Raw genomic sequence first — 12,482 nt, forward strand, 5'->3', positions numbered from 1 at the left:
ATCAATCAAATAAATCTTATGAAAAATATACTATGGGCATGTGCCCTATTGTTTACTGCGGCCGTATCTGCGCAAAGTGTGAATATGCGGGGGGTGATTAAAGACTCTATAGGTGAGCCGCTCGAGTTTGCAAATGTGATAGCGACAGTAAGTAGCACGGGTGATCTAGAATCGTACGCGATCACAAACTTTGAGGGTAGGTATCAAATAGATCTTCCTAAAAACGAAAGCTATATTCTTAAAGCGAGTTTTCTTGGGTTTCAGACGCAAGAAAAAGCAATTAAGGTTGCAGATGATGGAGAAGATTTTACGCAAGATTTTGTTTTGAACCCATTAGCCTCTCAACTGGATGGTGTTGAGATTGTTTATGAAATGCCGGTTACGATAAGAGGCGATACGATTATTTATAACGCAGATAGTTTTAAAACAGGTGAAGAAAGAAAACTGGGCGATGTGCTTAAAAACCTTCCAGGGATAGAAGTAAATGAAGATGGAGAGATTGAAGTAGAAGGAAAAGCAGTACAAAAGGTAATGATCGAAGGAAAAGACTTTTTTGATGGTGATTCTAAGTTGGCCACAAAAAACATTCCTGCAGATGCCGTCGATAAGGTTGAAGTATTACGTAATTATAACGAAGTAGGGCAAATGCGCGGTCTTGGAAATGATCAGGACAATGTTGCGATAAACATCAAATTAAAAGAAGGCAAGAAGAATTTTTGGTTTGGAGAAGTAACCGCTGGAGGAGGCGTTTTAGGTGATGATGAAGCTGGCTATCTAGCGCATCCCAAGCTATTTTATTACAGTCCAGACTACAGTCTTAATTTTATTACAGATTTTAATAATATAGGTGAAGTCCCATTTACATTTCGTGACTATTTTAATTTTACTGGAGGTTTCAGAAACTTTAATCAAAGTGGTGGAACTCGTTTTGACATAAGTGACAGTGGTCTTGGTTTTGCAGTGACGCAGAACGATAGAGCTAATGAGATTGAGACAAAGTTCTTTGCGGGTAATTTTAGTTATGCCATCAATAAAAAACTAGATATAAGTGGTTTTGGGATTGCTTCAGACAACACGACTAACATTATTAATAACTCCATCCGTCAGTATATAGCAACGGGCACTGAAGAGAATACAAATAGCTCTACAGATCAAAACAATAAACTCGCAATGCTCAAAATGAGTGCGACCTATAAGGCAAATACAGACCTGCAACTAGATTATGATGTCCTTTTTAGGGCGAGTTCGCAAGAAGAGGATGCAAATGTCTTATCACAGTTTGATGGGTCTACTAATGATATTCAGGAAATAAAAGAAAACAAACCATATTCTATTAATCAGAATGTGAACGGGTATTATACGCTTAATGAAAAAAATATTTTTGCAGGGCAGATTCAGCACTTGTACCAAAATGAAGATCCTTTTTATAATGCGGTGACAGACCTTGTTCCTTTTAGCGGTATTCTTCCTATTGATGAGAGTCAAAACCGATACAGCATCAATCAAGATAAAAACGTAAAGACTAATAAACTTGACGCCAAATTAGATCACTACTACGTTCTTAATAATACGAGTAATATTAATTTTACCTTGGGGACTACGTACAGCAATCAAAAATTTAACTCAAATATATTTCAGTTGTTAGATAATGGGAATCGTATTGATTTTAGTCAAACTCCAGATGATGATGGAGGCGGAGCGATGTCGCTGATTAATGAAGTAGATTTTACATTTAGCGATGTGTTTTTAGGGGTCCATTATAAAGTGAAATCTGGTAAATTTACTTTTACACCAGGAGCGACACTGCACAACTATAATGTATCTAGTGATCAATTAGGGATTTCTAGTTCTGATAATGAAATAAATATCTTGCCAGATCTCAATGTAATTTACAATTTAAAGAATAGTGAGAGTATTCGTTTTAATTATGATATCAGTTCTCAATATACAGATGTTAATGACTATGCCGAGTCGTTTGTTTTTAATAATTATAATCGTCTTTTCCGTGGAAACAGAAACCTTGAGAATTCACTAAATCAAAGTTATAGATTGACCTATTTTAGCTATAACATGTTTAACTATACCGACATAAGCGGATCTGTAAATTATACAAAGCGAGTGAATGGTTTTAAAAACCAAACACAAATCTTTGATATTAATCAAGTTAGCTCGCCTTTTAATATTGATAGTGATTTTCCTGACGAAACGTTTTCGGCAAATGGACGTTTCAGCAAGCGAGTTAAAAAGATACAATTCAGAGCGAGTGCTAGCCTGGCTTTAAGCACCTCTAATAACCAAATTAATAATGAAATAAGAGAGAGCAAAAGTTTTACTCAAAACTATTCAACGAGCGTCAGAACAAGTTTTAGGGATTGGCCTAATTTTGAAGTAGGATATCGTGTGAATATTAATGAGTATGACAATGGCGGATTAGAACAAACCTTCTTTACGCAAAGGCCATTCGCAAACATAGACGTGCGTTTCTTAAAAGATTTTACCTTTAATGCAGAATGGGATTTTTATGATTATACCAACGATCGTAAAACCATCGAGAACCGTTATTCTTTTGTAAACGCAAATTTGTTTTACCAACAAAAAGATAGTAATTGGGAGTTTCAATTACAAGCGAATAATATTTTGGATACAGGCTTTATTAATAACGATAGTTTTAGTGATCAATTTAATACGACCACGCAGTACTTTGTTTTGCCAAGAATTATGATGTTTGTTGTAAAATATGATTTGTAGCAAATTACTTGTTTTGAAGAAGCCTGCCTATATAAATAATGCAGGCTTTTTTTGTGCCTTGAATAAAAAAGAAACGAATGCGTAAAATTTTCTTCGGAATTGTAATCACTCTAACTCTGGTTTTTAGACTCAGGTATTGTGAGCATCAAAAGGATGATCGCGAGCAGTTAGCTGCCAATGCAGCCTTGATTGAAAAACAACTAAAAAACGCAGGAAAGCTTATCGTGACTAAAGGCATTTAGTCTCAGGTTTATAGCTAGAGTGACACCAAAAAATTGATGATGGGGATGATAGATAGTAAAAAGAAATCCATCGTGATTGTGAATGTGAATGCTGATGCTTTTATTAGCTATGGTCTAAGCAAAGTAACTTCGGAAATATTGACACAATCAAAAACGCTAAGGATTACTTCCATTACTGAGCCCGAATTAAAAATAAACCCCAATATAGCTTATTATGATGTTACTGCAGAAATCTGGAATTCATTTGAGGCTGAAGATTATAACTCGGTAAAAATCGAGTGACAGCTCAAATAAGAAATAAGCTTCCGCCTTAACGAGTAATGCAGAAAACAGTCGCATTTCCGAATTGCAAAAAAAAAATATATTCCCATAAGTTCTATGGGTTGGACGCTAGAGTATAAGAACCAATCAATTAAAAGTAAGGCAGATTTAAAAGGGATCAAATCTTAATAAAACTTATCAAAAGTAACTAAGTTATGCTGTATGGCATAAATAACGAGGCCAGCTACATTTTTCACATTTGCTTTTAAAAGTAAATTATTACGATGAACCTCTACTGTTCTTGGACTTATGAATAATTGCTGAGCTATCTCCACGGTGGTTAATTGCTGGCAGATAAGTTGAATCACCTCCATTTCTCGTTTAGAAAAATTTGTTCTATCAAAGCTATTGGCTTTAATTTTAGAAATGCTATTCGTGTTTCCTTCCTTAATAAATTCAAACACTTTGTCGTTATAATAAAAACCTTTTGCGTGCACTTCCCTTATCGTTTGTACCATCAATTTTGGGGTGCTATTTTTTGCCAGATAAGCAACGGCACCTATCGCAATCATATTGACAATAAATGGTTTGCTAAAATAGCTGGTAAGCGCTATTATCTTAATGTCTGGATGCGTTTCTCTTATTATCTTTGTAGCCTCAACGCCATCCATTTCTGGCATTTTTAAATCTGTGATAATGATTTCTGGCAGTTCCTTAGAGTCTTGTAGTTGTTGAATTAGATCTTTCCCATCTGAGGCACCAAATAATACATCAATATCTTCATGCTTGCTTAATATAGCCCGAAGTCCCCGTCTAAACAAGAGTTCGTCATCTGCTATTGCTATTTTAATTTTCATATTTACTATTTGGTTTTGATTACAAAGGCACATCCATTATTCTCGATGCTTTCTATCGATAAATTACAATTCAATATGGCAGCTCTACTTTTTATATTTTGCAGTCCTATTCCTGCTTTAATATCTATAGTATCGTGTTTAAATCCTTTTCCATTGTCCGTGAATTTTAATTCAAAGTCGTTAGAGTTTTGTGAGAGGTCAATAGTTAATTGAGACGCATTTGCGTGTTTTATAGAATTATTTATAAGCTCTTGCACAATTCTAAAAAGATGAAGTTCTTCCATACTCGACAAACACTGTATGGCATCAATACGATGCATTATTTGGAATTTTGACGCATTTTGATAATCATCAAATAATTCTTCAAGTGCCACTTTAAGTCCAAATTTCCCCAAAATAGGCGGCAGTAAGTCGTGCGCTATTTTTCTAGAACTCTCAAGTACACTGTTATTAATCGCTAGTATATGTTCTAGAGATTTTTGGTCTCCGGGATCTATTTCATTATTGTCCAGCAACAAATTTGTGGTAAGACTGATCACATTAAGTTTAGAACTAATGGCATCGTGCATATCTTGAGCGATACGTTTACGTTCTTCTTCTTGTGTGTCAATAGTAGCTTGTAATATTTCTTCTTGGTTTTTTAATTCGAGTTCAATTTTTTCAAATTCTTTTTCTGTTATTTTCTTTCGGGAATAAAAAAAGAACAACATCAACCCGGTAGTAAGAAGTAATATGAATAAGATCCCATATCCTAAAATAGCAATTAGTTGTTCTTGATCTTCCATTTATAAATTGTTACTCTCCATTCTATCGTAATAATTAAGAGATAAATTAAGTATATTGCTTTACTCAAATCCCATATATAATCAGCAGTTTTGTCAGAAATTCCCACAAGATCTCCTTCCTTATGAAGGTAAGTTCCTAAGAAGAAAATAAATGAAGAGGTAGATAGGTATACTAAGACCCCTGCATTTATAATAAAAAATCTTTTAGTCTCCGTGAGTGTATTATACAGATGAGTGATAGAGAAAAAAATTAATGGCACTGTGGTTATAATAATATCAATAAGATTAAATGTTACATATTTATCGGGTTTAATGATATAATATCCTATCATTATTGCAAAAACAGAAATCAGTATGATGGTCACCCATTTTTTCTGGCTCGGCTTAAATAATGTTCTATAGAACAATCCTAAAATCAAAAACTGGAGCCCAAAATGAAAATGACCAATATATAGATTGTTTATGCCCTTTGACTGTAAGTAGTACATTGTAAAGTGTGTCACGAACAATGAAAAAGTATATAGCATTAATATTTGGATCAGCCTTGAAGACTTATGGTGTATCCAACTATACACATATAGAATAAGATTAATAACTGTAAATATTGATATAAATATCTCTAAAAAGTCTTTTGTGGTTTCCATTATTGACAATTAGCCGTGATTTAATGGACTTTTAGGATCACAATAACGTGGGCAAGGAAATGTAAAATCAAAAGCGCCACTGCCAGAAAGTGTTACCTTTAACTTGTTGGTAGTTTCCTCCACTTGGTCTTGATATTCTGCACCTACTGCTACAGCACCTACAAGTACCAGTTTTTCTTCTTCTGTACCCTGCGCATCTGGACCAACTGCTAGATAGGCTCTCAGTGCTGGTGTTAATGGATTGTTTGTATTTAAGGTGTGACCGCCAGCACCATTAGATTCTAGGACGTTTAGCTCCTTTAAAAGCTCAACTATGGCTTCCATCGGGATTAAAAAAGCTTTAGAATGTTTTGGGTTTTGTGATTGCCAAGCAGCAGTCCATTCCTTTGCTTGTCGGATGGTAATTCCTTTTTCAGGTAGATTATTTTGACTCATATTGGTTTTATTTGTAATGTTTAGTGCAACCGAAAGATGACTAATTTTTTTCAATAAAAATAACGTTACGTAACAAATACGTATAAACACTTAGTTTTAAATTTAGGTGTTTATACGTATAGAGGAAGCCAATGACTTGCTTAATTTTGATTTTATCAATAAGGAGTTATTTATCATTTCACAAAGCTGCTTTAGCCAAATAGACTTTCAATACATATATGATTGAAAATGATACTAGTTGAGATAAAATCCCTTTTAGTTTGAGGAGACTAATGGGGATTTTTATTTTTGAAATTTGCTAGATTTCGCAGCAATAAAATCAAATAAATAAGCAGTATTTACTCCTGAAATATCAAAGCTTCTTATAAAGAGAAGTCCATCCGCCACCGTTCATACTTTCAACTCCATTGCTTTATAATATTGCCGAAGCGCTCCCACTGCGCATTCCGCTTGCGCAACAACAGATCATTGGTCTGTTCCATTTTTTAATCTCTTCAATTTTACTGTTTACTTGCTGTAAGGGTATGTGCTTAGAGCCTGGGATTGCGCCATTGTCATACTCTGCTTTAGAACGCACATCAAGCACAATGGCTCCACGACTTGTATAGTCTTTAATCTTGTTTCCTTTATTCCTGAATAAAAAATCTAATAGTCCCTTGTAATATTTGAATGTGATTCTACAATTGTAGCGGAATCAGTTTAACGCTTCGTCTGTCATTCCTTACTTAATGCAGAATCGGTTAAATATTTTGTCTAGTCACTCTTTCAAAAGCCCAAGCCCACTCTCAATTAAGTGCTTCACCTCGGGTCGCTTATCTTGTAATATTCTTAAATGTTCTAATATTTCTGAAGTACCAATCAACTCATACATCTCCAAAGGCAATAACCAGTCATTAGGAAATTCGTCTTTTAATATATTAAAAGTAAACTTAACTTGGCTCCTCTCCTTTTCAAGTAATTGTATGTTTCCTCCCTTTTTCAAGGAGAGGTTATTAGCAGCCTGCTCTCTAATTTTCCTAACCTCACTATAAAACCCATTTAATATTTTATCTTCTTCTGAAGTGTCAACAACATCACCCAGCGTACTCAACTCATGTTCCACCAGATTAAACGATAAATAATCTGCCGCTCCGGCAAAAGCAGAAATAATTTCTTTTCCCACTGCCATATCAAAATCGCCATCTTCTGGAGTAAATAGGACTTCATCTTTATAGGTCATCGTGCAATCTGTAAACTGTATGAGCATCAGTTCTCCCTTCAAGTTACGTATGCCGGTAACGTTCATCCCTTTCACTTTAATGCCGCTGTCAAACTCAAACTCAATGGGTTTTCCATCATAAAAATCATAGGCCGAAAGATCTCGTGGCCCCATATTTTCTATGGAAAGATTAATACCTCGCAATTTCCCTAGAGGACTTCTGAAACCGTTTTGATGACGGGAAACTCCGTGACCAATTACTTCTGTCTCTCGATAAGCGAGCGCTGTCTGTCCTTGGGTTTCAAAATAAACTACCTCGTTGTCTTCATTGCGAATCATGCGCGTAAAAACCCCTGAAATTTGTAAGCCAGTTGAGATTTCTACCGTTCCTAGTTGTTTTGATTCTATTAGCTTATTAAGCCCACGCCAACCTCCTTTGCGCACTGCCATGGTGTTTGCAAATTCCTCAAGAACCTCTTGTAAATAAGCAAAGTCTGGCGTTACATATAGTTGCGGTTGCGGCTTTGTAATATCAAAATCTTGATATGCTGCATTAATAGTATAGGGTATTTTTTTCACCTCTTCTTTCATGCACCACTCACTTTCGCCAATAGAGGAAAGTAATCCTGCGCCATAAATTTTAGGGTCTTCAACCGTTCCCACCATCCCATATTCTACGGTCCACCAGTGTAGGTTTCTTATCAATGATATTTCCGAAGCAATCACTTCTTTATGCTGTAAATCTTCAACTAGCTGTTCTACGGCATCAACCTTGGCTTGATGTGCTTGTTTTATAGCGGCCGAAGGGTTGGGACTGAGTATTTTTTCTTTTAACATGCTCAATTCCCTCACGGCTTCATACATCTCCATATCGTGGGCAGAAGAAATCGCTTTAGCACCTATTTCTCCAAAACGTCTTAAATACTCAGCATAATCCGGACTTGCAATAATGGGAGCATGCCCAGCACCTTCATGAATTATATCTGGCGCAGGGGTGTATTCTATGTTTTCTAATTGACGAATATCACTAGCAATTACAAGCACTTTAAATGCTTGAAACTCCATAAACGCATTGGGTGGAATAAAGCCATCCACAGCCACAGCAGCCCAGCCTATCTCCTTAAGAATACGGTTCATACCGTACATAGAAGGTATGTTGTCAATAGAAATCCCTGTGAGTTTTAATCCATCTATATAGCTTTCGTGCGCTACTTTACTCAGGTAATCTACATTCTTACGCATCACAAAACGCCACACCGCCTGATTAATAGGGGTATAATGTTCATAATTCTGTGGCTTTATATATTGCCTTAAATGTGGCGGCAATCTATCTAGCAGCTCGTTTCCTATAATTCCTCCTTCTAAAGGGGTTAGGGGGGTGTTCTCTTCAATCATATGCCAAAAATAGCAAAATGATTAACGATTGCTGATTAATGAATTAAAAAAATAGTTCAACAATCAACGGTCATTAACTCCTAATCTTTAAGGGAGAGTCCTGATTTAGTCAGCTAATCAAGAACAACAATTAAAATTACAATCATAGGTGCAGGAAATTTAGGACAGTCAAGCGCAAAGGGTTTGATGCTTCACGAAACTACCAAGTCATTATACATCTCAAAAAGAAATATTTCTGAAATTTCAAAATTTTAAAAACTTAACAACCTAGTTATTGTAACTGATAAAAAAGAAGCTGTAAAGTAATCTGACATTATTATTTTTGCGTTATAGCTTCCATATTTTGAGGGGTGTTAAAGGAAAAGGAACCCTACATTACAGATAAGCATATCCTAATCTCAACCATAACCGGATATTAAATTGCCAAGATCGAATCCGCGGTAGAATCAAAACAAGCTATTATTAGAGCGATGTTTAATACGGCCATTGCTGTAGGAAAATCTATGAGCTGTATTTGCAGCAATGATTCTGCAGAAAATAGCGTTGATATTGCACAACAAATCTTTAATAAAATGAGGCGTTTTTTGATTACTCCATACTCTCAAATGTAAGCGGCAACTATAATTTGTGCTAGTGGCGTTGCCTTTTGGATGCGTCTAATTAGAGCCGCAACCCAAACTGCGATACAATTAGGTTTTGATGTAAAAGAAGCCGAGCAATTAGCCATATGTGACAGCGAAGTGACCGCACGTTTGTTGATCAAAAGCAGGAGCACCCCAAAGAAGAAATACACCGAGTAACAACGCCACAAGACTGCACCATTGAGGGATTAAACGAAATGGAACACAAAGGACTAAGTTCTTATTTAATACAAGGCTTGGTGGCGTCTTTCAATAAAATTAGTTTTATAAAAACCGATCAACTCTAGATTAGGAGTTAGTTGCACAGCGCAGTTAAACCCAGTAGCGTTGAATAAAAATCAAAATTATTTAACCTCTTGTCTCAGAGGAGCTGCTATAAGGAGCGAGAGGAAGATACCGCTACACTTTACTAAGTTTCGGAAAGTGTTCATGTACAGTCTCCAATCATTCTGTATATTTACCTCTTAAATGAAATCCAACCGCAAACAAGAAATCATACAGATTGCCGCGCGTCTTTTTAAAGAACGTGGGTTTAATGCCGTCTCGATGCGTGACATTGCTCAAGCGATGGATATAAAAGCGGCGAGCTTATACAATCATATTTCAGGAAAGCAAGAAATTTTAGCCACCCTCTTATTAGAAGTTGCAGAAGAGTTTACTTTAAAAATGAATGAGATTTCTTCAGAAATGCTCTCGCCATTAAAAAAGATAGAACGCGTTATCGAAGTTCATATCGATATTACGGTCAATTATTCTGAACATATCGCTACACTCAACAATGACTGGATGCATCTAGAAGGGTCAGCCCTAAAGACTGTGATTAAGATGCGGGAAGATTATGAAGAAAATTTCCGAAGTATCATAAAACAAGGCATTTTTGAAGGAGAAATAAAACCACAACATCCCGAAGTTATTTTATTTTCAATACTTTCTACCTTGAGAACACTCTATCTCTGGAATGAAAAACGAGGAAAAATGGATGTAAATGTGCTGAAGAAAGATATGGTTTCGGTGCTTATCAATGGGATTGTTTAGTTCGCCACAACCCCTACTAATGTACCTTCATCTTTTCTATAGAGTTTTTGAATCCTGCCTGTTTTGGTGAGTTTAATAGGGATTTGCATATCTAACTAACAATCGTTAGTTTTGTCGTATAAACCAGCAAATAACAGTGGCTATATTTCATAAACTCAAAATAAAAGATATTTACAAAGAGACGGACGATACATCGGTCGTGACCTTTGCTGTACCTTCGGAAATTTCAAGCGAATTTAAATTTCGTCAAGGACAACATTTAACCCTGAAGGCCGATATAGATGGCGAAGACACCAGGCGTTCCTATAGTCTTTGTTCAAGCCCAGCAGATGGAGAATGGAAAGTGGCAGTGAAGCAAATTCTAGGCGGTGCTTTTTCAACCTTTGTGAATGAAAGTTTAAAGACTAGTGACGAACTTGAAGTCATGGCACCTAGCGGTAATTTTGGGGTAGCATGTCAGCCTTCCGAAGAAAAAAATTATTTATTCTTTGCGGCAGGTAGTGGTATTACCCCTGTGTTATCTATGGTGAAAGCTCACTTAGCTGCTGAACCTCAGTCAACATGCAAGCTTTTTTATGTGAATAAAACGGCAAAATCGATTATCTTTAAAGAAGAATTAGAGCAGTTGCGTAATAAGTATTTTGGACGTTTTGAAATCTATTATTTCTTAACTAAAGAAAGAAGAGATATCGAGTTGTTCAATGGTCGCTTTGATGATGAAAAAATGGCGGTATTGACAAAGAATTTCATTGACATTCCAGATACAAACGAAGTATTTCTTTGCGGGCCAGAAACGATGGTTAATTATGTGAGTGAATATTTAGTTGCAAAAGGCTTGCCAAAAGAGAATGTACATTTTGAATTATTCGTAACAGGATTAACAGAAGAAGATAAGTCGAGACAAGAGCGTCTTGCACAGCAAAATGTTGAAGGAACGGAGATCACAATTATGGATGGAGGAAAAGAGTTCTCCTTTGTGATGACCAAAGAATACGATAACATTCTCGATGCCGCTTTAGGAGCAGGCGCAGACTTGCCCTTTGCCTGTAAAGGTGGTGTTTGCAGTACTTGTAAATGCGAAGTAAAAGAAGGAGCTGTCGAGATGAAAATAAATTATGCGTTGAGTGATAAAGAAGTGTCTCAAAATCTTGTTTTGAGCTGCCAAGCGGTCCCAACCACAGATAAAGTAATAGTAGATTTTGATGTCTAATGAGCTTAAGGCTAAAGGCCTTCTGCATAAAGCAAAAAACTATGAGCAACGAACAAGTAAAAAACTTAGAAGAAATTTTTGAAGCACGTATTGCACGCGATGAAAAGATTGAGCCTAAAGATTGGATGCCAGAAAAGTATCGAAAGACACATATCAGGCAAATGTCGCAACATGCCCACAGCGAAATCGTAGGGATGTTGCCAGAAGGAAATTGGATTTCGAGAGCACCTTCGTTAAGAAGAAAAGCTGCTTTATTGGCTAAAGTTCAAGATGAAGCTGGGCACGGGTTGTATTTGTATTCAGCCTGTGAAACATTAGGGATTTCTCGTAACGAGCTATACGAACAATTACATTCAGGAAAAGCAAAGTATTCTTCCATCTTTAATTACCCAACAGTTACTTGGGCAGATATGGGAGCTGTAGGTTGGCTAGTTGATGGTGCCGCGATTATCAATCAAGTACCATTATGCAACACCTCTTTTGGTCCATATGCAAGAGCAATGGTGCGTGTGTGTAAAGAAGAATCTTTTCACCAGCGACAAGGCTTTGAGATAATGCACAAGCTTTGTAATGGGTCTCAAGAGCAGAAAGACATGGCGCAAGATGCATTAAACAGATGGTGGTGGCCAAGTTTAATGATGCTAGGGCCTACAGATGCAGAAAGTATCCACACGGAGCAGTCTATGAAATGGAAGCTAAAACGAAAGTCAAATGATGATTTGCGTCAACAGTTTATTGATCAAACAGTACCACAAGCAGATATTCTTGGCTTGACTATCCCAGATCCAGATTTAAAGTTTAATGAAGAAACAGGTAGCTATGATTTTGGTGAAATAAACTGGGATGAGTTCTGGCAAGTAGTAAAAGGCCATGGCCCTTGCAATAAACAACGAATGAAAGCGAGAGTTAGCGCATGGGAAAATGGAGAATGGGTTCGCGATGCCGCAATGGCACATGCAGATAAGAAAGAAGCAAGAAAATTAAAGAAAGTTATTTAAATAGTTGTGAGTCTTGAGTTCTGAGAAAATACG

12 protein-coding genes and 1 pseudogene are annotated in these 12,482 nt (G+C 36.4%); 7 read left to right on the forward strand and 6 right to left on the reverse strand.

Annotated features, from left to right (window positions below):
* Nucleotides 1-18: 18 nt before the first annotated feature.
* The 3 genes from ABXT71_RS05670 to ABXT71_RS05680 all read left to right on the forward strand — a co-directional run bounded on the left by ABXT71_RS05670 (nt 19) and on the right by ABXT71_RS05680 (nt 3,272).
* Nucleotides 19-2,748, forward strand: a complete 2,730-nt coding sequence (locus tag ABXT71_RS05670; RefSeq protein WP_415372876.1) for a carboxypeptidase regulatory-like domain-containing protein — start codon at nt 19-21, stop codon at nt 2,746-2,748.
* A 77-nt stretch (nt 2,749-2,825) separates the two neighbouring features.
* Entirely contained in the window at nt 2,826-2,990 is a 165-nt protein-coding gene (locus ABXT71_RS05675) for a hypothetical protein (RefSeq protein WP_415372877.1), read from the forward strand.
* Between the two features lie 45 nt (nt 2,991-3,035).
* On the forward strand, nt 3,036-3,272 hold the full coding sequence (locus ABXT71_RS05680) for a hypothetical protein (protein WP_415372878.1): 237 nt from the start codon (nt 3,036-3,038) through the stop codon (nt 3,270-3,272).
* A 164-nt stretch (nt 3,273-3,436) separates the two neighbouring features.
* On the opposite strand, the gene ABXT71_RS05685 is transcribed toward ABXT71_RS05680, so the two are convergent.
* The 6 genes from ABXT71_RS05685 to ABXT71_RS05710 form a co-directional block, all read right to left on the reverse strand.
* Nucleotides 3,437-4,108, reverse strand: a complete 672-nt coding sequence (locus ABXT71_RS05685) for a response regulator (RefSeq protein ID WP_415372879.1) — start codon at nt 4,106-4,108, stop codon at nt 3,437-3,439.
* A 5-nt stretch (nt 4,109-4,113) separates the two neighbouring features.
* Nucleotides 4,114-4,893, reverse strand: coding sequence for a sensor histidine kinase (locus ABXT71_RS05690; RefSeq protein ID WP_415372880.1), 780 nt, complete (start codon nt 4,891-4,893; stop codon nt 4,114-4,116).
* Entirely contained in the window at nt 4,872-5,381 is a 510-nt protein-coding gene (locus tag ABXT71_RS05695; RefSeq protein ID WP_415372881.1) for a hypothetical protein, read from the reverse strand. The genes ABXT71_RS05690 and ABXT71_RS05695 overlap by 22 nt, the downstream gene beginning before the upstream one ends.
* A 165-nt stretch (nt 5,382-5,546) precedes the next feature.
* Entirely contained in the window at nt 5,547-5,972 is a 426-nt protein-coding gene (locus ABXT71_RS05700; protein ID WP_415372882.1) for a hypothetical protein, read from the reverse strand.
* A gap of 412 nt (nt 5,973-6,384) precedes the next feature.
* The gene (locus ABXT71_RS05705) at nt 6,385-6,558 is read right to left on the reverse strand and encodes a rhodanese-like domain-containing protein (RefSeq protein ID WP_415372883.1); all 174 of its coding nucleotides are present in this window, start codon (nt 6,556-6,558) and stop codon (nt 6,385-6,387) included.
* 171 nt (nt 6,559-6,729) lie between these two features.
* The gene (locus ABXT71_RS05710) at nt 6,730-8,565 is read right to left on the reverse strand and encodes an aromatic amino acid hydroxylase (RefSeq protein ID WP_415372884.1); all 1,836 of its coding nucleotides are present in this window, start codon (nt 8,563-8,565) and stop codon (nt 6,730-6,732) included.
* 650 nt (nt 8,566-9,215) lie between these two features.
* Between ABXT71_RS05710 and ABXT71_RS05715 the strand changes: the two are divergent.
* The 4 genes and pseudogenes from ABXT71_RS05715 to paaA all read left to right on the forward strand — a co-directional run bounded on the left by ABXT71_RS05715 (nt 9,216) and on the right by paaA (nt 12,449).
* Nucleotides 9,216-9,493 (forward strand): annotated as a pseudogene (locus ABXT71_RS05715) (pyrroline-5-carboxylate reductase family protein).
* Nucleotides 9,494-9,674: 181 nt separating this feature from the next.
* Nucleotides 9,675-10,241 carry a TetR/AcrR family transcriptional regulator gene (locus ABXT71_RS05720; protein ID WP_415372885.1) on the forward strand — a complete coding sequence of 189 codons (567 nt, stop codon included), beginning with the start codon at nt 9,675-9,677 and terminating at the stop codon, nt 10,239-10,241.
* Between the two features lie 136 nt (nt 10,242-10,377).
* Nucleotides 10,378-11,451 (forward strand): 2Fe-2S iron-sulfur cluster-binding protein, encoded by a 1,074-nt coding sequence (locus ABXT71_RS05725; protein ID WP_415372886.1) that lies wholly within the window; start codon nt 10,378-10,380, stop codon nt 11,449-11,451.
* A gap of 41 nt (nt 11,452-11,492) precedes the next feature.
* On the forward strand, nt 11,493-12,449 hold the full coding sequence (gene paaA / locus ABXT71_RS05730; RefSeq protein ID WP_415372887.1) for a 1,2-phenylacetyl-CoA epoxidase subunit PaaA: 957 nt from the start codon (nt 11,493-11,495) through the stop codon (nt 12,447-12,449).
* Nucleotides 12,450-12,482 lie beyond the last annotated feature (33 nt).

Origin of the sequence: Patiriisocius sp. Uisw_047 (assembly GCF_047730165.1) — a bacterium.
Taxonomy (GTDB): domain Bacteria; phylum Bacteroidota; class Bacteroidia; order Flavobacteriales; family Flavobacteriaceae; genus Patiriisocius.

What these genes read in the sequence shown, in the direction of transcription:
- ABXT71_RS05685 (WP_415372879.1), bottom strand. Translation starts at nt 4,108, where the DNA reads ATGAAAATTAAAATAGCAATAGCAGATGACGAACTCTTGTTTAGACGG.
- ABXT71_RS05695 (WP_415372881.1), bottom strand. Translation starts at nt 5,381, where the DNA reads ATGTACTACTTACAGTCAAAGGGCATAAACAATCTATATATTGGTCAT.
- ABXT71_RS05720 (WP_415372885.1), top strand. Translation starts at nt 9,675, where the DNA reads ATGAAATCCAACCGCAAACAAGAAATCATACAGATTGCCGCGCGTCTT.
- ABXT71_RS05680 (WP_415372878.1), top strand. Translation starts at nt 3,036, where the DNA reads ATGATAGATAGTAAAAAGAAATCCATCGTGATTGTGAATGTGAATGCT.
- paaA (WP_415372887.1), top strand. Translation starts at nt 11,493, where the DNA reads ATGAGCAACGAACAAGTAAAAAACTTAGAAGAAATTTTTGAAGCACGT.
- ABXT71_RS05710 (WP_415372884.1), bottom strand. Translation starts at nt 8,565, where the DNA reads ATGATTGAAGAGAACACCCCCCTAACCCCTTTAGAAGGAGGAATTATA.
- ABXT71_RS05690 (WP_415372880.1), bottom strand. Translation starts at nt 4,893, where the DNA reads ATGGAAGATCAAGAACAACTAATTGCTATTTTAGGATATGGGATCTTA.
- ABXT71_RS05700 (WP_415372882.1), bottom strand. Translation starts at nt 5,972, where the DNA reads ATGAGTCAAAATAATCTACCTGAAAAAGGAATTACCATCCGACAAGCA.
- ABXT71_RS05675 (WP_415372877.1), top strand. Translation starts at nt 2,826, where the DNA reads ATGCGTAAAATTTTCTTCGGAATTGTAATCACTCTAACTCTGGTTTTT.
- ABXT71_RS05670 (WP_415372876.1), top strand. Translation starts at nt 19, where the DNA reads ATGAAAAATATACTATGGGCATGTGCCCTATTGTTTACTGCGGCCGTA.